Raw genomic sequence first — 20,038 nt, 5'->3', positions numbered from 1 at the left:
CACTCACCAGGAGCCGGCCCGGCGAGCCCGCCAGGGCCGGCCGTCCGGGTCGTAGACGAGCCGGTACGCGGGCAGCGCCCACAGCCGCTGATGCCACGGGAGCCGTTCGGTCTCGTGCGGGATCAGCCGGCCGGGCGGGCGCGGGCCGGTCCGGCCGCCGTCACGCCAGTCGCGCAGGCGGTCGGCGGCCTCGGTCATCACCGCGACCGCGCTCTCCGGGTCGAGCAGGTCGGCGTCGTCGCCGTCGGCCCGGTCCAGGTGCTCCCGGAGAAGGGTCAGACGCAGGTCACGGGCCAGCTTACGGGCGCCGTCGCCGAGCCCGGCCGGGTCCGCCGGGGCCCGGTCGTCACGGGTGTCGTCGAGGACCGCGCAGGAGAGTTCGCTGTCGTGGGTCCACGAGCGACGGTTGAAGTTGTCGCTGCCGATGCTGCACCACACGTCGTCGATCACGCAGATCTTGGCGTGCACGTAGATCGGCGTACCGGCGTGGTTCTCCAGGTCGAAGACGTGCACACGGCCGGCGTCGACCCGCTTGCACAGGTCGATGGCCTGCTCGCGGCCGACCTGGTTGGGCGGCAGGGCGAACCCGCCGTCCACGTCCGGGTGCCGGGGCACGACGGCTACCAGGTGCAGGTCGGGGTTGTCGCTCATCGCCTCGGCGAACAGCTGGGCGACCTCCTTGGACCACAGGTACTGATCCTCGACGTAGATCAGCCGGCGGGCCCGCTTGATCGCCTTGGTGTAACCGCGGGCCACGCTGCGCTCGCCCAGCTTGGCGAAGCCGTACCGCGGTCGCATCGCCGGATATGTCCGCAGCACCTGCACGGTGTGCGGACCGCGGGCGGGCGGGTCGGGCGGCTGCTCGGGCAGCGGATCGGGGCTCATGTCCTCGTGCCGCAGCTTGTCGGTGATCGTGGCGATCGGGCTGTCCTGGTCGAGCGGCACCCGGTCGCACCAGCGCTCGCGGAACGACTGGTCGAGCGTGCCGACGACCGGACCACGCAGGGCCAGCTGCACGTCGTGCCACGGCGGGTTCGGGCCGTACGCCTTCGCCATCCGCACCGCCTGCGGGTCACCGTGGTGGTCCGCGTCGTCGCGGCGGCTGTGGCACAGGTCGATGCCGCCGGCGAACGCGATGTCGAGTTCCGGCCGGCCCGGGTGGCGCAGCACCACGAGCTTCTGATGATGCGACCCGCCGCGCCGGACCCGCTGGTCGAGGAGGACCTCGCCGCCGGCCGCCTCGATGTCGTCGCTGAGCGTCCGGTTCTCCTCCTCGCTGTAGGCGAGCTTGTCGACGTGTGAGCGCCAGAGCAGGCCTTTGACGATCACTCCGCGTTTGGCGGCCGAGGAGAACAGCTCCGCAACGGTCGGACCGTTGTCGCTGGTGCGTTCGTCGGGGTCACCACGCCAGTCGGTGAAGAACAGGTGATCCCCGGACTCGAGCGCCTCGACCTCGGCAACCAACCGATCGAAGTAACTTTGCCCGTGAATGAGTGGCTCGACCGTGTTTCCGGTGTTCCATATGGGTATGGAGGTGTCCGGGTTGCCGCGTTCGGCAGCGGAGAGAAGCCATTCCTGCGGCGGCACTGCAGCCCCTTCGAGGTCGACGACGCCCTCACGGTAAGCCTCCCGGCCGCCGCTCGCATCCGGTAGTGGCGACCGCCATCCCCCCGCGGAGGAGCGAGACGCATGAGCAGTGAGCCCATGACCACGACCACGGTCTCCGAAGCCACCGACTCCGCCGAGAAGGGCCTGCTCATCGCGGTCCTGCTACTGGTGCTGATGGGAGCTACCGCGATACTGCTGATGTCCTGATCGAGAACACCGTCGGCACCGGTGCGCCGCCCTCGCTGAAGCCCTCGAACACGAGGCCCGCGGCGAGGAAGGCGTTCAGCAGCCCGGGCAGGGGCCAGTGACTGGCGCCTACCTTGTCCCGTACACCGTTGGAAGTCCATGAGTCCTTCGTCCAGTGACCGTCCAGATAACCGGGCCGGATGACCACCGCGGCCGGATCGCTGCGATCGGCGAATCCACCGCAGAAGGCCGGGTGCACACCGATGTGGACGAACCGCCCGCCGGGGCGCAGCACCCGGCGGGCCTCGCGCAGCACGGCGGGGTAGGCCGGCATGTCGGTGTGCGCCACCACGGTGATCGCCGCGTCGAACGAGGCGTCGGCGAACGGCAGCCGGCTCGCGTCGGCGCGGGTGACCGGCAAACGGCTGGACGCGTGGCCCAGCATCCCGGCCGACAGGTCTGCGCCGAACGGCGTCAAGCCGAGCTCCCGCACCTGGGCCGCGTGGACCCCGGTGCCACAGCCGATCTCCAGGCAGCGGCCCGTTCCGGTGCCGAGATGCTCGGTGATCGCCCGCCGGATGCCGAGCGGGTCGCCCGGTGTCGTCGACGGCAGGAACTCGGTCTCGTACCAGTCCGCGATCTCATCGTAAGCAGCCCTCATCCGCAGAAAGGTATACCCAGCCATACCCCGGATGGTGTCCCTCGACGGCTGGGCCGGGCCGTGACCGGCTGACTACCGTGAGCCCGTGCTTACCAGTGCCCTGAAAGATCGCCGATACCTGTTCACCTCCTGGCCGTGGCGGTCCCTCCTGCACCTGACGGTCACCGCGGTGGTCGCCGCCCCGGTCGCCGCCGTCGTGTGGATGCTGCTGCTGCCCTGGGTGGTGGCCGTGCGGGACATCAGCGAGGGACGCGGCCCACAGCCCGCGGTCCTCGTCCTCATGCTCGTGGCGGTCGTCCTGCTCGTCGTCGGCGGTCCGATGGTGGCCCTGCCACTGGCCGCCCTGGAACGCCGCCGGCTCAACCTGATCGACCGGCGGCCGCTGCCCGGACCCCACCGCCCGCTCGCCGCCAGCCCGGTCACCTGGCTTGTCGCGCGGTATCAGGAGGAGAGCACGTGGCGGGCCGTCCTCTACGCCGCGCTGCTCGGGCTGGCCGCTCCCCCGCTGTACCTCGGCGTGACCCTGCTGATCGTCTTCGAGCTGGTGCTGCTGCTGAGCCCGGGGCTGGCCGAGTGGCAGTTCGGCACCTACGTCATCAACGGCGGCATCGGGTCGGTGCCGTTCGTACTGCTCGGGATCGTCCTGCTGCCGGCCGTGCTCTACCTGGCCGGTGCGATGGCGGCCGGGCACGGCGCTCTGGCCCGGCGGCTGCTCGGCGGCGGCGACGGGTTGCGCGACCGGCTCACCGAGGTGGCGCAGTCACGGGCCCGGCTGGCCGACGCGTTCGACGCCGAACGGCGCCGGATCGAACGCGACCTGCACGACGGCGCCCAGCACCGGCTCACCAGCCTCACCCTGCAGCTGGGCATGGCCCGGCTCGACCTGCCCGGCGACTCGCCGGCCGCGGAGCCGCTGGGCCGGGCCCACCGCCAAGCCAAGGAGCTGATGGTCGTGCTGCGCGACCTGGTGCACGGCATCCGGCCGCAGACGCTCGGCGACCTGGGGCTGCCGGCCGCGCTCCGCGAGCTGGCCGGCAACTCGCCGATCCCGGTGGCGGTCGACACCGCCGAGATCACCGGCCGGCTTCCGGAACGGATCGAGACGACCACGTACTTCGTGGCGGCGGAGGCGCTCACCAACGTCGCCAAGCACGCCCGCGCCACGACGGTCCAGCTCCGCCTGATCAGGGCCGGTGACGGGATCGCGCTGGAGATCCACGACGACGGGCGGGGCGGTGCCGACCCGGCACGCGGCACCGGGCTGACCGGTCTCGCCGACCGGGTGGCCGCGGCCGGCGGGAAACTGCTGCTGGCCAGCCCGGCCGGTGGCCCGACGCTGCTGCGGGTCGAGCTGTGACCCGGGTGGTGCTCGCCGAGGACGGCGTCCTGCTCCGCGAGGGCCTGGTCGGGGTGCTGGTCCGGTTCGGGTTCGAGGTGGTCGCCGCGGTCGGGGACGCCGACGAGCTGGTGGCCGCGGTGCAGGAGCACGACCCCGGCCTGGTGATCACCGACATCAAGATGCCGCCGTCCTTCTCCGACGAAGGGCTCCGGGCCGCGGTACGCCTCCGGCGCGACCGCCCCGGCCTGCCGGTCGTGGTCCTCAGCCAGTACGTGCAGCACGACTACGCGGCCGACCTGATCGGGACCGGCGACGGTGTCGGTTACCTGCTCAAGGACCGGGTCGCCGACATCGCCGAGTTCGTGGCGGCGCTGCGGACCGTGGTCGCCGGCGGCACCGTGGTCGACCCGGACGTGGTCCGCCGCCTGATCAGCCGGCCGCAGGACCCGCTCGGCGGGCTCTCCGCCCGGGAGCGCGAGGTGCTCGCCCTGATCGCCGAGGGCCGGTCAAACTCGGCCATCGCGGCGGAACTGTTCATCAGCGATCCCGCGGTCGGCAAGCACGTCGGCAACATCCTCGCCAAACTGGGGCTGCCGCCGACCGACGACACGAACCGCCGGGTGATGGCGGTGCTCACCTACCTACGTGCTCGCTGACAACGTCCACCGGGACGGGGCCCAGATCGGTGCGGCCGGGTCGCCGGCCAGCGCGAACGTGGTCCGCCAGGCACGCATCGGCGGCCGGTCCAGCGCCTGCCATCGGTCGGCGAGGGCGATACCGACGGCGGTCCAGCGGTCCGCCTCCGCACCCGAGGCCAGGATCGCACCGTCCGCCAGCACGACCGCACCGGCCCGGCCCGTGTCGTCGAGCAGCGCCAGGTAACTCTGCTCCCGGCCGGGAATCGACGCGTGGCTGACCCGATAGTGCCAGGCCGCGGCCGCATACCAGAGACTGCGGTACGCGTCCGGGTCGAGCGGCGGTCGCCAGCGGGCCGGGGATCGCTCGGTCAGATCCTCCAGCGCCGTGGCCGCGGGCGGATGACTGCGCGGATGCCGGGCGCCGAGCGGGCCGGCCGCGCCCATGAACCCGGCCGAGCACACCACGGTCGCTGCCGGGCCGTGGCGGACGTCGAGGACCGGATGGATACCTCCGTGCGCGACCGGGACGACGATCCGGCCGTCCGGCTCCAGCCGGTCCAGCCAGTGCGGGGAGATCCCGGTGACGCCGACGGTCACGATGATCCGGTCGTAGCGTTCCGGTGGGCCCCCGGTCCAGCCGTCGGCGGCTTCCACCCGTACGCCCGCAATCCCTGCCCTGGCCAGCGCGGATCTGGCCCGTGCCGCGACGTCGGGCTGAACGTCCACGGTGGTCACGGTCGCGCCGAGCGAAGCGAGAAGCGCCGCGTTGTAGCCGGTGCCCGCACCGATCTCCAGGACCCGCAGGCCGGGCCGCACGTCCAGCGCCTCGATCATGGTGGCCATCAGCGACGGCTGGCTGGACGAGCTGACCGGGACCTCCCCGTTCAACTTGGTGACCAGCACGTCGTCGCTGTAGACGGTCGGCAGGAACTCCGGGTCGGCGGGCAGGACACGCCGCCCGTCGCGCCGGTGGAAACCGTCCGGGACGAAAACCTCGCGCGGCACCGTCGCGAACGCCTCGGCCAGGGCGGGCGAGAGTTCGGCACCGTCGCGGCGGATCAGATCGAGATAGCGCCGGCGGGCATCCTCCATGCCTGACACGGTACGGAAGATATCGCCGGCACGGTGAGGTCTATGAATGTCCGCCGGCCCGCTCGACAGCCGCCCGCAGGCATCGCTCGACGTCACCCGCGTGGTAGGGCCACTCGGACGGCTCGATGCTCTCCAGGAACCCGGCGTAGACGACCGCCTGGCGCAGCGACTCCACCGGCCGCAGCAGCTCGGCGGCCCGCAGCGCTTCGCGGCCCGGCCAGAGTTGCGCCCACCCGGCCAGCAGGCCCGGATCGCCGGGCAGCCGCAGCACGTCGTATGCCGCATTGCCGATCACCGAGTCGCCCCAGTCCACGATGGTCAGCGACTCGCCGTCGCTCACCACGTTGCCCATGTGCAGGTCACCGTGGACCAGAGTGTCGGGCAGGCCGCAGGCGTCCACGTCCGCGAGCCGGCGCGGCAGGCCGTCGAGCAGCTCACCCAGCCCGGCGATGCCGGCGAGGTGCGGTTCCGCGACCTTGACGATCGTCTCGAGGGACAGCTCGGGGACACCGGCGGCCCGCAACTCGTCCACCCGGCCGGCGAAATGTTCCTGCACCGGGTGGAAGGCCGTCAGCACCCGCCGCCGGAACTCGGGGGCGGCGTCGTACTGATCCGCGCCGGGTACATGCGTCAGCAGGGCACGGCCCTCGTCACCGGCGGCAAGAACGTAGGGTGCCAGGCCCGGGAAGACGGCGTCGACCAGCCGGCAGACGGCCGCCTCGTGCGCGAAGAACGGCGGCACCTGCTTGAGCCAGGCCACCGGCTGCCCGTCCGGACGGTCGAACCGCCAGATCGCCGACAGGTTCCAGGTGCGCTGCTGCCGGGCAATCGTCCCGGACAGTCCGATCCGGTCCAGCGCGCCGGCCGCCCACGCCAGGGACGCTGCCGCACCGGCCGGCTCGGCGTACGCCGCCCGCAGCGGATGCGGCGCCAGGTCGGTACCGGCCGGGAGCAGCCCCTCCGGGCGTTCCGGGGTCATCGCCAGGTAGGTGACATGCCCGCCGGGTGGCGACGGCCGGTCGCCGTGCAGCAGACGCAGCACGGTGACGTCGACGCCCGCGGCCGCCACCACATCGGACACCTCCTGCCACCAGGGCACCTCGACGGTGAACGGTGGCAGCCGGCCCAGCAGTTCGCCGGCCGGATCGACGAGGATCAGAGAGACGGTGCGAGTCACCGGCCGAGTCTTGCACGGAGGTGTTCACGGTCGGCACGCCCCAGCAGGCGTAGCCGGGCCATGCCGCCGTCCGGGAAGACGTCCAGCCGTACCTGAACCACCTCGGGACCCTTGACCAGCGGGAACCGGTGCCGGGTGTCCGGCCGCAGCGCCACCCGTGGCAGCAGCTGGACGGCGACGCCCTCGCGGTCGAAACCGGTCAGGGTGGCCCAGCCGGGGGCGTTGCCCTTGAAGTGGCTGGTGTCCAGGTCGGCGAACTTGAGCACGGCCGGGGCCGCCAGCCGTACCAGCACCCAGTCGTTGCCGTCGTCGCGGCGCCGGGACGTCTCCCAGCCGTCGCCCATGTTGCGGGCCAGGCCGGGCATCAGCATCCGCTGCGGATTGCCGTAGAACATGTTGCTGCAGTCCACGACGGTCGCGCCGTACTCGGCGGCGGCCACGTCGAACACCTTCGGCAGCAGCTCCGGGTCGGGCACCACCTCACCGTGCACCCGCAGCCGGGCCACCCCGCCGTCCGGGAAGATGTTGAGCCGCACGTGCGTGAACCGGCGGCGGTCCTCCACCGGGTACAGGTTGCGCCCGTCGCCCTTCAACGGCGATTTCGGCAGCACCTCGATCCAGTCGGCGGCCCCGAGCTCGGCCGGTCCCGGATAGCCGGGCAGCTCGACGGCCTCCACCGACGCGAACGGCGGATAGTTGCCGGTGAAGAACGCGGTGTCGACGTCGACGCCGTGGATGACGCCGGGAGCACCGAGCCGGAGCACCGCGAAGTCGTGGCCCGGCTCGCGGCGGCGGCGCGTCTCCCAGCCGTCGTACACCTGTCCCTTGTGATCGAAGGTCCTCGGCGCGTGCCTCGGCGGCTCCGGCAGCACCAGATGGTCGGCCGTGGCGAAGAACTCGTCGTTGACGTGCACGACTCCCCCGCCGAAGGCCCGCGACGCCAGATCGGGAAGTGCGGTGAAGTCCATCAGGTCTCCTTGCTGTTGCTCAGGAACATGCCGCCGGCCACCGCGCCCGTCACCTCACGGCCACGCAGCCAGGTCGTCCGGACCACACCCCGCAGGGCCTTTCCCGCGTACGGCGTGACGGGATGGCGATGATGCAGGGCGGACGCGTCGACGACGAACTCGGCGTCGGGCTCGAACGCCACCAGATCCGCGTCCGCGCCGGAGGCGATCCGGCCCTTGTTCCGCAATCCCACCAGATCGGCGGGGCGGCGCGCCATCCACTTCACCACGTCCGCGAGGGTATGCCCGCGCCCGGCAGCCGCGGTCCAGATCACCGGAAGACCGAGCTGCACCGACGCGATCCCGCCCCAGGCGGCCGCGAAATCGCCGGTGTCCCGCCGCTTCAGGTGGGGCGTGCACGGCGAGTGGTCGCTGACCACGCAGGTGATCAGGCCGTCGGCCAGCGCCTCCCACAGACGGTCGGCGTTCGCCGCGTCCCGGATCGGCGGGCAGCACTTGAACTCGGTGGCGCCGTCCGGGATGCCGGCCGCGTCGAGCGTCAGATAGTGCGGGCAGGTCTCGGCGGTCACCCGTACGCCCTCGGCTCTGGCCCGCGCGATCAACGGCAGTGCGGAGGCCGCGGACAGATGCAGGATGTGCACGCGGCGGTCCGCGGCCCGGGCCCCCGCGACGGCGGTGGCGACCGCGGCATGCTCGGCGTCCTGCGGGCGGGAGGCCAGGAAATCGGCGTACGCGGCCGAGCTCGCCGCATCGCGCAGACGCTCCGGATCCTCGGCGTGCACCACGAACAGCGCGTCGACGGCGTTCATGGCGGCGGCCAGCTGACCGGCGTCGACCGGCGGGAACTCGGGCACCCCCGAATCGGCGAGGAAGGCCTTGAAACCGAAGACCCCGTCGGCGTGCAGGCCGGGCAGGTCAGCGGCGTTGCCCGGGATCGCGCCGCCCCAGAAGCCCACGTCGACGTGGCACTGACCGGCCGCGGCCGCCTGCTTGACTTTCAGCGCGTCCCGGTTCACCGTCGGCGGCAGGCTGTTCAGCGGCATGTCGATGATCGTGGTGACCCCGCCCGCCGCCGCCGCCCGGGTCGCCGTGGCGAAACCCTCCCACTCGGTCCGGCCCGGCTCGTTGACGTGCACATGCGTGTCGACCAGGCCCGGCAGCAGAGCGGTCGCGCCGAGATCGACCTCGGTCGCGGCGGTCACCTCGGCGTCGTACGGCAGCACCGCGGCGATCTTCCCGTTCTCCACCACCACCGCCGCCGGCCGCTCGCCCTCCGGCGTCACGGCACGCGACGAACGCACTACAAGATCAGCCATGGATCGACCCTATCGGCGGTTTGTTTCGCACCGGCGCGCATCAGGCCGGTCGGGGATATCGTCACGGGCCGTAGCGGAGTACCGTGCCGCTCCATGTTGCGACGGTGGAGCGCGGCGGTTCTGACAGCCATCTGTGGAGTGCTGATCGCCGCTGCCAAGATCAGCGACGGCGCCCCCGGCACCGCCGCCCTCCTGATGGCCGGATTCCTGGTGCTCGGCTTCGTGCTGTCGCCGCTGGCGTTCCCGCGCGCCACGGCTGCCGCGGCCGACGACCGGCCGGTCGTCTACTGGCGGCCCGGGTGCGTCTTCTGCCTGCGGCTGCGGGCCCGGCTCGGTGCCGACGCGGACCGGCTGCGCTGGGTGGACATCTGGAAGGACCCGGCGGCGGCCGCCACGGTCCGCGAGATCACCGGCGGCGACGAGACCGTGCCGACCGTGGTGATCGGCGGCCAGGGCCACGTCAATCCGGACCCGTCCTGGGTACGCGACCAGATCGTCCCCGCCTGAACCCCACCCCCAGCCGCACACCACCGCTGCCTCAGCTGCGCCGAGACCACGGTGCACGCCAGCCGGGGACTTCGCGGCTAGACACCACCGCTGTATCAGGTGCGCTGAGACAACGGTGCACGCCAGCCCGGACTTCACGGCTGGACACCGCCGCTGCCTCAGGTGCGCTGAGACAGCGGTGCGCGACAGCTGGGTGGGTCAGGCCTGGACCAGACGGCCGTCGGTCCAGCGCAGGAAGCGGTCGAAGAGCTCCGCCGGCGGCCCCGGGGGCAGATCGGTCATGGCCCGGTCCAGATGGCCCCACATGTACATGGTCAGCATGACGCGATCGGCCCCGTCCGCCAGTGAGGCCCGCGCCGGCGGGCACGGCCAGGGCTCACCGCAGGCCCGGCACTGCCACGATGGTCGCTCACACACATGCTCGGCGTTACTTTGCGTCACCGCAACGTCTCCTCCGGGATCTCGCGCCGTCCCACCCGGTAGTACTCGCCACAGCCTGGAAAGGTTCGATCCAAACCGGATTTGCCAAGGCCGCTAAGGTGGTCCAACCGATGAGGACCATCACGGAAGGCAACCGGCGTGACGAACCCGAAGCCCTCGATGGAAGTGGGCCCCAATATCCTGCTGCGCGGTCTCGCCGTGGCGATCCTCGCGGTCGCCGTGATCGCCTTCGCCGGACTGGCGGTCATTGATCCCGCGTCGCTGGTCAGCCTCGCGCCCGAGTGGTTCGCCGAACCCGGCACTCCGTCGATCATGGCTGGCTCCGGCCTTGCCGCGCTGATAGCGGCGCTGCTCTACAAGGCCATCCGTGAGGGCAACCGGGGGCACGAGCAGTTCGCCACCTGGCTCACCCTTTGCGCGTTACTGATCGTCCCGTTCTTCTCGAAGGTCTGAATGGTCAGCCCGTCGGTTCGATCGGCGCGAAACCGTGCTCGGCGGCCGGGCCGAGATCGATTTTCTGCCCGGATCCGCTGATCACGGAAACCTGGTTGTGCCGGGCCCGGGCCGCGAATTCGTCCCACTGAGCCTGCTCCCAGTCGCCCGGATCACGCGGATCGATTTCCGCGGGCGCCGGCCAATCCACCAGACGGATCACGTGGACGACGTTGTCGCGCACCTCGATACGCCACCGGTCGCCCTCCTCCTCGCCCTCCGCGGCGACCACGCCGTTCAGCACGTGATCGCAGGTGAAGTGCTCGAACGCGGACGGCCGGAACCAGCCGGGTACCGGCTCGGCACGGATCGCCGCACCCGGCCGGAGGAACGTGTCGATCAGGTAGGCGAGCCAGAATTCCGCCGCGTAGAACTTCTCCTCGCCGTTCCAGATCAACGCGTCACCGGAAGCCGTCGGCACCCATTGACACCAGTAACCGGGCAACTCCGGCGGTGGTCCCGCACCGCCGTACATGTCGGCGGCATCGAGACCGTTCCCGCTCACCGCATAGGGGCCCGCCGCGCGGGACTCATGGCGTGTCTCGGCGAACCGGTCGAGGTATTCCACCTCGTGCGGATTCAGCGGCGGAACGATCGCCACCTGCCCGGCGAAATCGGTGTGGTAACCCACTGCCGTCTCCTTCAGGCCTCGTCTTGTCCGGTCAGGGCGGTCAATCGGGTACGGGAAAATCCCGCGTCGCCGAGCGCACCGCAGTCCAGGCCGCGCAGCAGATAGCCGCCGAGCGCCCGTGCGGTGGCCGGTTCGTCGGCGATACCGCTGTCCTGCCGGTCAAGATAGCGGTGCAGTCTGGTGACCGCCGTGTCCCGGCCGTCGCGGAAGAACTCGTAGGTCGCCGCGTACCGGGTCGGCAACTGTGCCGGGTGCAGGTCCCACCCCTGGTAGAAGCCGCGTTCCAGGGAGCGGCGGACCAGCCGGCGATGCAGTTCCCAGGCGGCGTGCACCTGCGCGGTGTCACCGACCGGGAGAATGTTCGTCGAGCCGTCGGACAGACGGACCCCGGTCTGCGCGGCCGCGGCCTGCATCACCGCCTTGGCGTAGTCGGCGGCCGGATGCTCCATCGACTGGTAGGCGGCGGCCACCCCGGCGGCGGCACTGTAGTCGTACGTTCCGTAGTGCAGACCCGTGCATCGGCCGGCCGCCGCGGTGATCAGCGTGGCCACCGCGGCGGTCCCGTCGGCGGCGAGCACCGCGGAGGGTAGTTCGACCTGGATCTCGAAGCTCAGAGCGCCGGTGCTCAGGCCGTACGATCGCTCGAGTTTCTCGCAGACGGCGACCATCGCCGACACCTGGCCGGGACCGCTGACCTTGGGCAATGTGATGGTGAAGAGGTCCTGGTAGCTGTCGAGGAAGAGATCCAGCGTGCGCAGGGAGCGGTGCCGGGTGGACGCCTCCAGGGACTTGACCCGGATGCCGAGGAACGGTGGCCGCGGGCCGCCGGCCAGGATCGCCGCCGCCTTCCGGACGGCCGCGTCCTCCTGGTCGTCGTCGCGGACGCCGTAGCCGTCCTCGAAGTCGACGCGCAGGTCCTCGATCGGCTCGCGGGCGAGCTTGGCCCGGACCGTGGGGTCCGGCCAGGGGAAATCGTGCCGGTCCATCGCCTCGAGGGCGAGGGTGCCCCAGTCGCGGAAGTCGTCCAGACGGTCGGCCGGGACGTAGACGGTGTGCACCGGCTGCCGGCCCGGGCGGTCCCCCGGATAGCGGGCCTGCAGAAAGGCGTCGTGCGCGGCGAGACTCGCGTCGATCTCGTCGTAGTCGGTCTCGTTCAGGCGCACCCGGTAGCCCTTCCCCTGTGGGTGGTGCGGCCGGCCATCGGTCCGGCCGCACCGGTCGATCAATCGATGGAGTCGTACGCGGCGCTGGTCAGGAAGTCGGCGAAGTCGTCGGCCAGGGCGACCCGCTCGAACAGCTTGCGGGCGTCGTCGTAACGCCCTGCCGTCCACGCCTCGTCACCGACCGCATCGCGGATCTTCGCGAGTTCCTCGTCCTCGATCCGGCCAACCAGGTCGGCGGTGATCGGGGTGCCGTCCTCGAGCTTCACGCCGTTGTGGATCCACTGCCACACCTGGGAGCGGGAGATCTCCGCGGTGGCGGCATCCTCCATCAGGTTGTGGATCGCGACCGCGCCGTTCCCGCGCAGCCACGCCTCCAGGTACTGCAGGGCGACGTTGACGTTGTTGTGCAGCCCGGCGCGGGTCACCGCGCCGCCGGTGCCGGCCACGTCGAGCAGATCGGCCGCGTCCACCGCGACATCGGGCCGCTTCTTGGCGAGCTGGTTCGGCTTGTCGCCGAGCACCCGGTCGAAGATCTCCTTGCAGACCGGCACCAGGTCGGGGTGGGCCACCCATGAGCCGTCGAAACCGTCACCGGCCTCGCGTTCCTTGTCCTCACGAACCTTGGTCAGGGCCACCTCGTTGACCGCCGGGTCACGGCGGCTCGGGATGAACGCGGCCATGCCGCCCATCGCGAACGCGCCACGCTTGTGGCAGGTGGAGACGAGCAGCTCCGAGTAGGCCCGCATGAACGGCGCCGTCATCGTCACCGACGCCCGGTCCGGGAGGATCATGTTCGGGTTGTCCCGGAAGTACTTGATGATGCTGAACAGGTAGTCCCAGCGGCCGGCGTTGAGCCCGGAGATGTGCGGGCGCAGCGCATGCAGGATCTCCTCCATCTCGAACGCGGCCGGAATGGTCTCGATCAGCACGGTCGCGCGGATGGTGCCGACCGGAACACCCAATGCCTCCTGCGCGTACGTGAAGACGTCGTTCCAGAGGGCGGCCTCTTTGTGGGACTCCATCTTCGGCAGGTAGAAGTACGGGCCGGAGCCGCGTTCCAGCAGCTCCTTGGCGTTGTGGAAGAAGTAGAGCCCGAAGTCGACCAGGGCTCCCACGGCCGACTCGCCGTCCACCGGCAGGTGCCGCTCGTCGAGGTGCCAGCCGCGCGGGCGCATCACGATCGTCGGGTACGGGCCGCCGTTCAGTTCGTACGTCTTCTTCTCGGTCTCGAGCCTGATCGTGCGCCGGATGGCGTCGTAGAGGTTCTGCTGGCCGTCGACCACGTTGGACCAGTGCGGGGTGTTCGCGTCCTCCAGGTCGGCCAGCCACACCTTGGCACCCGAGTTGAGCGCGTTGATCGTCATCTTCCGCTCGGTCGGACCGGTGATCTCCACCCGCCGGTCCTGCAGGTCCGCCGGGGCGGGCGGGGCGGACCACTCGGCCGCGCGGATGTCCGCCGTCTCGGCCAGGAAACCCAGCGTGGCGCCGGCCGCGATCTCCGCGCGACGCGTGGCCCGAGCCTGGAGGAGCTCGTTACGGCGAGGCCGGAAGCGCCGGTTCAGGTCGGCGACGAACGCCACAGCCTCGTCGGACAGGATCTCGGTCATCGTTGACGATTCCTCTCAGTGTGGTTACTCCCCCGTACCGTAATCGAGCATTATTCATGCTCCCGGCCCGCCTACCACTACCCGGATCCTGTGGTGTTCTTCTCTATGAAACATCCAGGAGACGCCGGTGAGCCCGCCGGGCGTTCGCCGTCAAGGTGTCGGCGTCGGCGTTCACGAGCTCGCCGCGTTCCACGATCCGGCGTCCTCCGACCAGGGCGAGATCGACCCGGGCCGGTGGGCCGAAGACCAGCGCCGCAACCCTGTCGTCGATCCCGTCGTGACCCAGTCCGTCGAGCCGCCACATCACCAGGTCAGCGAGTTTGCCCGGCTCGATCGAACCGATGTCGTCCTGGCGGCCCAGGCACCGGGCCCCGCCGATGGTGCCCAGACGCAGCGCCTCCCGGGCGTCCATCGCCTTCGGCCCGCCGCGCTGGCGTGCGGTGTAGAGCGCCTGCCGCAGCTCGGCACCGAGGTGCGAGACCTCCTGCGAGGCCGCGCCGTCCACCCCGAGCCCCACCGGTACGCGGTGGTCCACCAGCTCACGCACCCGGGCCGCACCGGTGCCGAGCCGCGCGTTCGAGCTCGGGCAGTGCGCCACACCGGTGCCGGTCGTGCCCAGCTTGACGATCGCCGCGTCGTCCAGGTGCACGCCGTGAGCCAGCCAGACGTCGTCGCCGAGCCAGCCGACACGTTCCGCGTACTCCACCGGGGTGCAGCCGAACTGTTTGAGGCAGAACTCCTCCTCGTCGTCGGTCTCGGCCAGGTGGGTGTGCAGCCGCACGCCCTTGCGCCGGGCCAGCACCGCGGCCTCCTCCATGAGCCGGGTGGTGACCGAGAACGGCGAGCACGGGGCCACTGCGATCCGCAGCATCGAATCCGGCGCGGGGTCGTGCCAGCGGTCGATGGCCGCCTCGGTGGCCGCCAGAGCCTCGTCGGTGTCCTCGACCAGGTGGTCCGGAGGCAGGCCGCCGTCCTTGCGGCTCAGGTCCATCGACCCGCGCGTCGGATGGAACCGGATCCCGATGGAGCGGGCCGCCTCGATCTCGGCAGCCAGCACGTCACCGCCGTCACGGGGGAAGACGTAGTGGTGATCCATGCTCGTGGTGCATCCGGACAGCGCCAGCCAGCCGAGTCCGGCGCCCGCCGCGGCGCCGACGATCTCCGCGTCCAGCCGGCCCCAGATCGGGTACAGCGTGGTGAGCCAGCCGAACAGCGTCTCGTCCAGCGCGAGTCCCCGGGTCGCCCACTGGTAGAGGTGGTGATGCGTGTTCACCAGACCGGGCGTGACCAGGCAGCCGGCACCGTTCACCCGCTCGCCGGCCAGCTCCGACCGGCCCGCGCCCACCGCGGCGATCCGGCCGTCGTCGCCGACCACCACGTGCCCGTCGGGGAACTCGGTGCCGTCCGCGTCGACCGTCGCGACGGCGACGTTCTCGATGATGATCACAGCCACCACTCCTCGGTCAGCGCGGGCGCGTCGTCACGGGTCACCGTGCCCTCGATCAGCCCGTAGGGCCGGTCACCGGCGATGAACACCTCGTTCGGATTGTCCAGGCCGAACGGGGACAGATCGGCCAGGTAGTGATGCTTGTTCGGCAGGGCCAGCCGCACCTCGGCCACCTCGGCACGCTCCTCGAGCAGGCGGGCACCCATCGCGTAGAGGGTCTGCTGCAGCGAATAGCTGTAGGTGCCCACGAACGCCGCTGTCAGGGCCTCCAGCGCCCCGGCGAACGACGCCGCCCAGTCCGTGTCGTCACCGGCGTGCCGCCAGCGGGCGTCCACGGCCGTCGCCAGGATGCGCTCCGTGGTCGGCTTCAGCGTCGTCCAGCCGTCCTCGACGAAACCGTGGAATTCCGAATCCGTCGCATTCAGCAGGACCAGGCCGGTCACTCCGGACACCACCCGCGTCGACTCGCCGGTCACCGACACCACGGTCGTACGGACGTGGTCGCCGCGTCTGCGGAACGAGTGCGGGCCCAGCCGGTCCCAGCCGAACGACTCGATCGACACCTTCGCCGTGTGCACCTGCGACCGGGTGCCCACGAAGTGCCGTGCCAGCAGCAGGGCGAACGACTCCGGCTCGCCGACACCGTGCTCCCTGGCGAACGCATACACCGTGTTCTTCATCGTGTCGGTCGGCAGGACACCGGAGTTGTCGCCGGTCAGGTGCGTCGCCGTCAGGTCGCCGGAGAGCGCGATGCTGACGTTGAGGTCCACCAGCCCGTGCGTGTCACCGTCACGGTGCACCCGCACCAGGCGTGTCTCCGCCTTGCCGTAGCGGTTCGGTCCGAGCGCGATCCCCAACTTCTCGTCAGCTCCCTCGATAGGTGGTGTAGCCGTACCGGCTCAGCAGCAGCGGCACGTGGTAGTGCCGATTCGGGTCGTGCACGTGGAAAGCGACCGTGATCTCCGGGAAGAAGCAGTCCCCACCCAGATATGGCTCCACATAGAAGAACAGGCGATAACCGCCGGCCTGCCACTCGTGCAGCCGCACCTGGTAACGCAGGCGGCCGTCGTCGTCGGTGCGGCCCTCGGCGATCGTGCACCAGCCGTCGGAGTCGCGGCGCTCGAGCCGCACATAGACGTCACGGGCCGGCTCGCCGGTCACCGTGTCCAGGATGTGCGTCGAGATCCGGGCATGGAACTCGGACGCCAGACCGTCAGAGGGCATCGAGCACCCGCTCAAGCCGTAGCCGGGCGATGCGGCCCAGCTCACCGGTCACCACCGTGCGTTCGGTCGCCTCGTCGTTGCCGAGCCGCTCCCGCGCCGCGGCGAGGATCTCGGCCTGCGACCGGCCGCTCGCAAAGATCAGGAAGACGTGGCCGAACCGCTTCTCGTAGGCATGGTTGGCCGCGAGCAGCTCCGCAGCGGTCGTGTCGTCAGCGGTGCCCGCGGCGGCCGACTGCTCGGCCCGCGACCAGGCCGCCTCGCGGGAGTCGCCGGCTGCCCGCTCGCCGATCCGTGGATGCGCGGACAGCCCTTGCAACACCTCCGGCCAGGTCAGGCCCTGACTGGCGGCGTCGGCCGCGGCGAGCACCCCGGCACGGTCGGCGAACGGCCGTTTCGCGGCGACCGCAGCGGCCCAGGCCGGCGCCGCGCAACAGGCGAGCAGCTCGGCTTCCAACCGCTCAGCAGGCAGAGCGTTGAACGCCTCCACCACACCCATCGGTCACCCCCTCGTCGATGTCGATCAGTCAAGCAGCCCGCAACCGGGACGGGCACCGGCGAACCGAAGAATTAACAAGGCTCGCTCGTGAGGCCACCCTGCCACGGATGGCCGCCGGAAATCTCGCCCTCGTCCAGGCCTGTGGATAACCGGTGCACGCTGCGCGTACCTCTCCGGCGACGCTCCGGAGGACGCTGACCGGGGCTTTCCGCCCCGCGACCGGGCCGCGACCGGGTCGTGATGCGCCGGTGACCTGAATTCCGGCTGAACGCCGCTGTGGACAACCGCGAGAACTGTCGGAGGCATGGGCCAGACTTGGCGCGTGCTCATCCCCGCCGGTTCCCTGCCCGACCTCCCGGTCCGTCCCGTGCTGCCCGAGGTGGCCGCCACCCTGGCCGATGCCGGGGCCGCGGTCCTGGTCGCGCCACCCGGCACGGGCAAGACCACGCTCGTCCCCCTCGCGCTGGCCGCACCGGGCAGCCGGGTGATCGTCGCGGAGCCACGCCGCGTCGCCGCGCGCGCCGCCGCCCGCCGGATGGCCGGTCTGCTCGGCGAGCCGGTCGGCCGCCGGGTCGGCTTCGCGGTGCGCGGGGAACGCCGGGTCTCCCGCGAGACCGTCGTCGAGGTGGTCACGACCGGCCTGCTGGTCCGGCGTCTGCAGGCCGACCCCGAGATGGCCGGGGAGACCACGGTGATCCTCGACGAGTGCCACGAGCGGCATCTCGACTCCGACCTGGCCCTCGCCTTCCTGGTCGAGGTGCGATCGGCGCTACGCCCCGACCTGCGGCTCCTGGCGACCTCGGCTACGGCCGACGCCGACCGGCTGGCCGCCGTCCTGGGTGGTCCCGGCCTCCCGGCCCCGGTGCTGACCGCGCACGCCCGGACCTATCCGGTGGAGGTGATCTGGGCACCACCGCCCGGAACGATCACCCCGCCGCACGGTTTGCGGGTCGACCCACGCCTGCTCGGCCACGTGGCCGCGACCACCCGGCGCGCGCTGGCCGAGGGCGACGGCGACGTGCTGGTCTTCCTGCCCGGCGCCCGCGAGATCGAGACTGTCGCGGCCCGCCTCGGCGGTGCCGGCGCCGAGATCGTCACGCTGCACGGCCGGCAGTCCGGTGCCGCCCAGGACGCGGCGCTCAACGCCGGTCCGGGCCGGCGGGTGGTGCTGGCCACCGCGGTCGCGGAGAGCAGCCTGACCGTTCCGGGCGTCCGCGCGGTGGTCGACGCCGGGCTCAGCCGGGTGCCCCGGATGGACCACGCCCGCGGCCTCGGCGCTCTGGCCACGGTGCCGGTGTCCCGCTCGTCGGCCGAGCAGCGCGCCGGGCGAGCCGGGCGAGAGGCCCCGGGCCGGGTCTACCGCTGCTGGTCCCCGGCGCTGCACGACCGGTTGCCGGCTCAGCCGGAGCCGGAGATCGCCGCCGCCGACCTGACCGGATTCGCACTCGACCTGGCGTTGTGGGGACATCCCGGCGGCGACGGGCTGGCCCTGCCCGACCCACCACCGCCCGGCGCGCTGCGGGCGGCCGTCGCCACGCTGCACGATCTCGGCGCCGTGGACGACGACGGCCGGATCACCCCACGCGGCCGGGCCCTCGCCGGCGCGGGCCTGCACCCCCGTCTGGCTCGCGCCCTGCTCGACGGTGCGGCCACGCTGGGTGCCGCCCGGGCCGCCGAGATCGTCGCCGTCCTCGACGACGATCGCACCACCTCCGGCGACGTGGTGACGGTCTGGCGCGCCGCCCGCAACGACCCGGCCTGGCGGGCCGAGGTCCGGCGGCTCACCCGCTCCCTCGACCGGGCCACCGGCTCCGGCACCGGCGGCGGGGATTCCGCCGAGGCCGGGCCGGCCGGCATGAACCGGCACGGCGGAATTCGGATCGGCGGCTCCACCACGGGCCCGCTCACCGACGACGTGGCGGCGGGACTGGTGGCCGGTCTGGCGTATCCGGAACGGGTGGCGCGCGCCCGGGAGCCCGGCGGCCGTGACTACCTGATGGCCGGGGGCACCGCCGCCGAACTGCCCGCCGGCAGCCCGCTGACCGGCGTGCAGTGGATCGCCGTGGCGAACGCGGACCGGCCGGCCGGGACGCCGGTCGCCCGGATCCGCAGCGCCGCGCCGCTGGACGAGGGGACCGCACGTTCGGTGGCCGCGCCACTGCTGGCCGAGGAGACCGAGATCGGCTGGGCCGACGGCGACGTGGTCGCCCGGCGTGTGCAGCGGCTCGGCGCGATCACTCTCGTCTCGGCCCGGTTGTCCGACCCCGACCCGTCACTGTTGAGGGCGGCCCTGGTCACCGGTCTCCGCCGGGAGGGCCTGGGCCTGCTGACGTGGAGCCGGAACGCCGAGGACCTGCGGCGCAGGCTGGCGTTCGCCCACACGGCGCTCGGTGCACCGTGGCCGGACGTGTCCGACGCCGCGCTGCTGGAGAACCCGGAGGACTGGCTGGATCTCGGTGCGGCCCGGCGCCGCGCCGACCTGGCCCGCGTCGACGTGGCCGGTGGCCTGCGACGGCTGGTGCCCTGGTCGGTGGCGGGCCGGCTGGACGAGGTCGCCCCGGAGCGCCTGCCGGTGCCGAGCGGTTCGCAGGTGCGGGTGGACTACGGCGACCCGGCCGCGCCGGTGCTGGCGGTGAAGGTGCAGGAGGCATTCGGCTGGCGGGAGGCGCCACGACTGGCCGACGGCCGGGTGCCGGTGCTTCTGCATCTGTTGTCACCGGCTGGGCGGCCGGTCGCGGTGACCCGGGATCTCGGCTCCTTCTGGGTGCAGGGCTATCCACAGGTGCGTGCCGAGATGCGCGGCCGATACCCACGTCATCCCTGGCCGGAGGACCCGACAACCGCGGAGCCGACCCGCCGGGTCAACCCACGATCCCGCTGAACGGGCCCGGCGGCCTGGCCGACGACATCACTGATCCGGCACGGCGACCATGCCGACCGGCTCGATCAGCGGATCAGCAGACTACGGGCCGACGCAGCGGGCGGCGAGCACAGAGCGGGCTCCGGGCTCCGAGCTGCGGGCTCCGGGCTCCGGGCTCCGGGCTC

The 20,038-nt window shown here is 71.8% G+C and carries 20 protein-coding genes; 6 read left to right on the top strand and 14 right to left on the bottom strand.

Going from position 1 to position 20,038, the window contains the following annotated elements; translation table 11 throughout:
• Positions 1-3: 3 nt before the first annotated feature.
• Positions 4-1,587, bottom strand: a complete 1,584-nt coding sequence (locus AB0G04_RS20165; RefSeq protein WP_360984480.1) for a phospholipase D-like domain-containing protein — start codon at positions 1,585-1,587, stop codon at positions 4-6.
• A gap of 102 nt (positions 1,588-1,689) precedes the next feature.
• On the opposite strand from AB0G04_RS20165, the gene AB0G04_RS20160 reads away from it, so the two are divergent.
• Positions 1,690-1,815 (top strand): hypothetical protein, encoded by a 126-nt coding sequence (locus AB0G04_RS20160; RefSeq protein ID WP_360984477.1) that lies wholly within the window; start codon positions 1,690-1,692, stop codon positions 1,813-1,815.
• Here the strand turns inward: AB0G04_RS20160 and AB0G04_RS20155 are convergent.
• A complete protein-coding gene (locus AB0G04_RS20155) occupies positions 1,790-2,455 on the bottom strand; it encodes a class I SAM-dependent methyltransferase (RefSeq protein WP_360984474.1) in 666 nt (221 codons plus the stop codon). The two genes, AB0G04_RS20160 and AB0G04_RS20155, sit on opposite strands and share 26 nt — an antisense overlap.
• Positions 2,456-2,540: 85 nt before the next feature.
• Between AB0G04_RS20155 and AB0G04_RS20150 the strand changes: the two genes are divergently transcribed.
• A complete protein-coding gene (locus AB0G04_RS20150) occupies positions 2,541-3,812 on the top strand; it encodes a sensor domain-containing protein (protein WP_360984471.1) in 1,272 nt (423 codons plus the stop codon).
• The gene (locus AB0G04_RS20145) at positions 3,809-4,450 is read left to right on the top strand and encodes a response regulator transcription factor (protein ID WP_360984468.1); all 642 of its coding nucleotides are present in this window, start codon (positions 3,809-3,811) and stop codon (positions 4,448-4,450) included. Before AB0G04_RS20150 ends, AB0G04_RS20145 begins: the two co-directional genes overlap by 4 nt.
• Here the strand turns inward: AB0G04_RS20145 and AB0G04_RS20140 are convergent.
• Genes AB0G04_RS20140 through allB form a run of 4 tightly spaced genes read right to left on the bottom strand, consistent with a single transcriptional unit; the run spans position 4,436 to position 8,985 of the window.
• Positions 4,436-5,524: a methyltransferase domain-containing protein gene (locus tag AB0G04_RS20140; RefSeq protein ID WP_360984465.1), complete on the bottom strand. Its 1,089-nt coding sequence runs from the start codon at positions 5,522-5,524 to the stop codon at positions 4,436-4,438. The two genes, AB0G04_RS20145 and AB0G04_RS20140, sit on opposite strands and share 15 nt — an antisense overlap.
• Before the next feature lie 40 nt (positions 5,525-5,564).
• Positions 5,565-6,701 carry an aminoglycoside phosphotransferase family protein gene (locus tag AB0G04_RS20135; protein ID WP_360984461.1) on the bottom strand — a complete coding sequence of 379 codons (1,137 nt, stop codon included), beginning with the start codon at positions 6,699-6,701 and terminating at the stop codon, positions 5,565-5,567.
• Positions 6,698-7,669, bottom strand: coding sequence for an allantoicase (gene alc / locus AB0G04_RS20130; protein ID WP_360984458.1), 972 nt, complete (start codon positions 7,667-7,669; stop codon positions 6,698-6,700). The genes AB0G04_RS20135 and alc overlap by 4 nt, the downstream gene beginning before the upstream one ends.
• Positions 7,669-8,985, bottom strand: coding sequence for an allantoinase AllB (gene allB / locus AB0G04_RS20125; RefSeq protein WP_360984455.1), 1,317 nt, complete (start codon positions 8,983-8,985; stop codon positions 7,669-7,671). The genes alc and allB overlap by 1 nt, the downstream gene beginning before the upstream one ends.
• Before the next feature lie 93 nt (positions 8,986-9,078).
• On the opposite strand from allB, the gene AB0G04_RS20120 reads away from it, so the two are divergent.
• On the top strand, positions 9,079-9,492 hold the full coding sequence (locus AB0G04_RS20120) for a glutaredoxin domain-containing protein (RefSeq protein ID WP_360984452.1): 414 nt from the start codon (positions 9,079-9,081) through the stop codon (positions 9,490-9,492).
• Between the two features lie 198 nt (positions 9,493-9,690).
• On the opposite strand, the gene AB0G04_RS20115 is transcribed toward AB0G04_RS20120, so the two are convergent.
• On the bottom strand, positions 9,691-9,813 hold the full coding sequence (locus tag AB0G04_RS20115) for a hypothetical protein (protein WP_360984449.1): 123 nt from the start codon (positions 9,811-9,813) through the stop codon (positions 9,691-9,693).
• Between the two features lie 258 nt (positions 9,814-10,071).
• Here AB0G04_RS20115 and AB0G04_RS20110 point away from each other — a divergent pair, with 258 nt between their 5' ends.
• Entirely contained in the window at positions 10,072-10,386 is a 315-nt protein-coding gene (locus tag AB0G04_RS20110; RefSeq protein WP_360984446.1) for a hypothetical protein, read from the top strand.
• A gap of 4 nt (positions 10,387-10,390) precedes the next feature.
• On the opposite strand, the gene AB0G04_RS20105 is transcribed toward AB0G04_RS20110, so the two are convergent.
• The 7 genes from AB0G04_RS20105 to uraD form a co-directional block, all read right to left on the bottom strand.
• Entirely contained in the window at positions 10,391-11,056 is a 666-nt protein-coding gene (locus AB0G04_RS20105) for a hypothetical protein (RefSeq protein WP_360984443.1), read from the bottom strand.
• 11 nt (positions 11,057-11,067) lie between these two features.
• On the bottom strand, positions 11,068-12,219 hold the full coding sequence (locus tag AB0G04_RS20100) for an aldolase/citrate lyase family protein (RefSeq protein ID WP_360984440.1): 1,152 nt from the start codon (positions 12,217-12,219) through the stop codon (positions 11,068-11,070).
• A 59-nt stretch (positions 12,220-12,278) separates the two neighbouring features.
• The gene (gene aceB, locus AB0G04_RS20095; RefSeq protein WP_360984437.1) at positions 12,279-13,826 is read right to left on the bottom strand and encodes a malate synthase A; all 1,548 of its coding nucleotides are present in this window, start codon (positions 13,824-13,826) and stop codon (positions 12,279-12,281) included.
• Between the two features lie 103 nt (positions 13,827-13,929).
• On the bottom strand, positions 13,930-15,273 hold the full coding sequence (locus tag AB0G04_RS20090) for an 8-oxoguanine deaminase (RefSeq protein WP_360984434.1): 1,344 nt from the start codon (positions 15,271-15,273) through the stop codon (positions 13,930-13,932).
• Positions 15,270-16,130, bottom strand: coding sequence for a factor-independent urate hydroxylase (gene pucL / locus AB0G04_RS20085; RefSeq protein WP_360984431.1), 861 nt, complete (start codon positions 16,128-16,130; stop codon positions 15,270-15,272). Before pucL ends, AB0G04_RS20090 begins: the two co-directional genes overlap by 4 nt.
• A 7-nt stretch (positions 16,131-16,137) precedes the next feature.
• Positions 16,138-16,497: a hydroxyisourate hydrolase gene (gene uraH / locus AB0G04_RS20080; protein ID WP_360984428.1), complete on the bottom strand. Its 360-nt coding sequence runs from the start codon at positions 16,495-16,497 to the stop codon at positions 16,138-16,140.
• Positions 16,487-16,993, bottom strand: coding sequence for a 2-oxo-4-hydroxy-4-carboxy-5-ureidoimidazoline decarboxylase (uraD, locus tag AB0G04_RS20075; RefSeq protein WP_360984425.1), 507 nt, complete (start codon positions 16,991-16,993; stop codon positions 16,487-16,489). The genes uraH and uraD overlap by 11 nt, the downstream gene beginning before the upstream one ends.
• Positions 16,994-17,315: 322 nt before the next feature.
• Here uraD and hrpB point away from each other — a divergent pair, with 322 nt between their 5' ends.
• Complete coding sequence (gene hrpB, locus AB0G04_RS20070; RefSeq protein WP_360984421.1) at positions 17,316-19,874, top strand: ATP-dependent helicase HrpB; 2,559 nt, start codon at positions 17,316-17,318, stop codon at positions 19,872-19,874.
• Positions 19,875-20,038: the final 164 nt, after the last annotated feature.

The organism is Actinoplanes sp. NPDC023801 (genome assembly GCF_040639655.1).
GTDB lineage: Bacteria > Actinomycetota > Actinomycetes > Mycobacteriales > Micromonosporaceae > Actinoplanes.
This window is presented reverse-complemented; position numbering and strand designations above follow the sequence as displayed.

What these genes read in the sequence shown, in the direction of transcription:
- AB0G04_RS20160 (WP_360984477.1), top strand. Translation starts at nt 1,690, where the DNA reads ATGAGCAGTGAGCCCATGACCACGACCACGGTCTCCGAAGCCACCGAC.
- AB0G04_RS20155 (WP_360984474.1), bottom strand. Translation starts at nt 2,455, where the DNA reads ATGAGGGCTGCTTACGATGAGATCGCGGACTGGTACGAGACCGAGTTC.
- AB0G04_RS20140 (WP_360984465.1), bottom strand. Translation starts at nt 5,524, where the DNA reads ATGGAGGATGCCCGCCGGCGCTATCTCGATCTGATCCGCCGCGACGGT.
- alc (WP_360984458.1), bottom strand. Translation starts at nt 7,669, where the DNA reads ATGGACTTCACCGCACTTCCCGATCTGGCGTCGCGGGCCTTCGGCGGG.
- allB (WP_360984455.1), bottom strand. Translation starts at nt 8,985, where the DNA reads ATGGCTGATCTTGTAGTGCGTTCGTCGCGTGCCGTGACGCCGGAGGGC.
- AB0G04_RS20120 (WP_360984452.1), top strand. Translation starts at nt 9,079, where the DNA reads ATGTTGCGACGGTGGAGCGCGGCGGTTCTGACAGCCATCTGTGGAGTG.
- AB0G04_RS20115 (WP_360984449.1), bottom strand. Translation starts at nt 9,813, where the DNA reads ATGCTGACCATGTACATGTGGGGCCATCTGGACCGGGCCATGACCGAT.
- aceB (WP_360984437.1), bottom strand. Translation starts at nt 13,826, where the DNA reads ATGACCGAGATCCTGTCCGACGAGGCTGTGGCGTTCGTCGCCGACCTG.
- uraH (WP_360984428.1), bottom strand. Translation starts at nt 16,497, where the DNA reads ATGCCCTCTGACGGTCTGGCGTCCGAGTTCCATGCCCGGATCTCGACG.
- uraD (WP_360984425.1), bottom strand. Translation starts at nt 16,993, where the DNA reads ATGGGTGTGGTGGAGGCGTTCAACGCTCTGCCTGCTGAGCGGTTGGAA.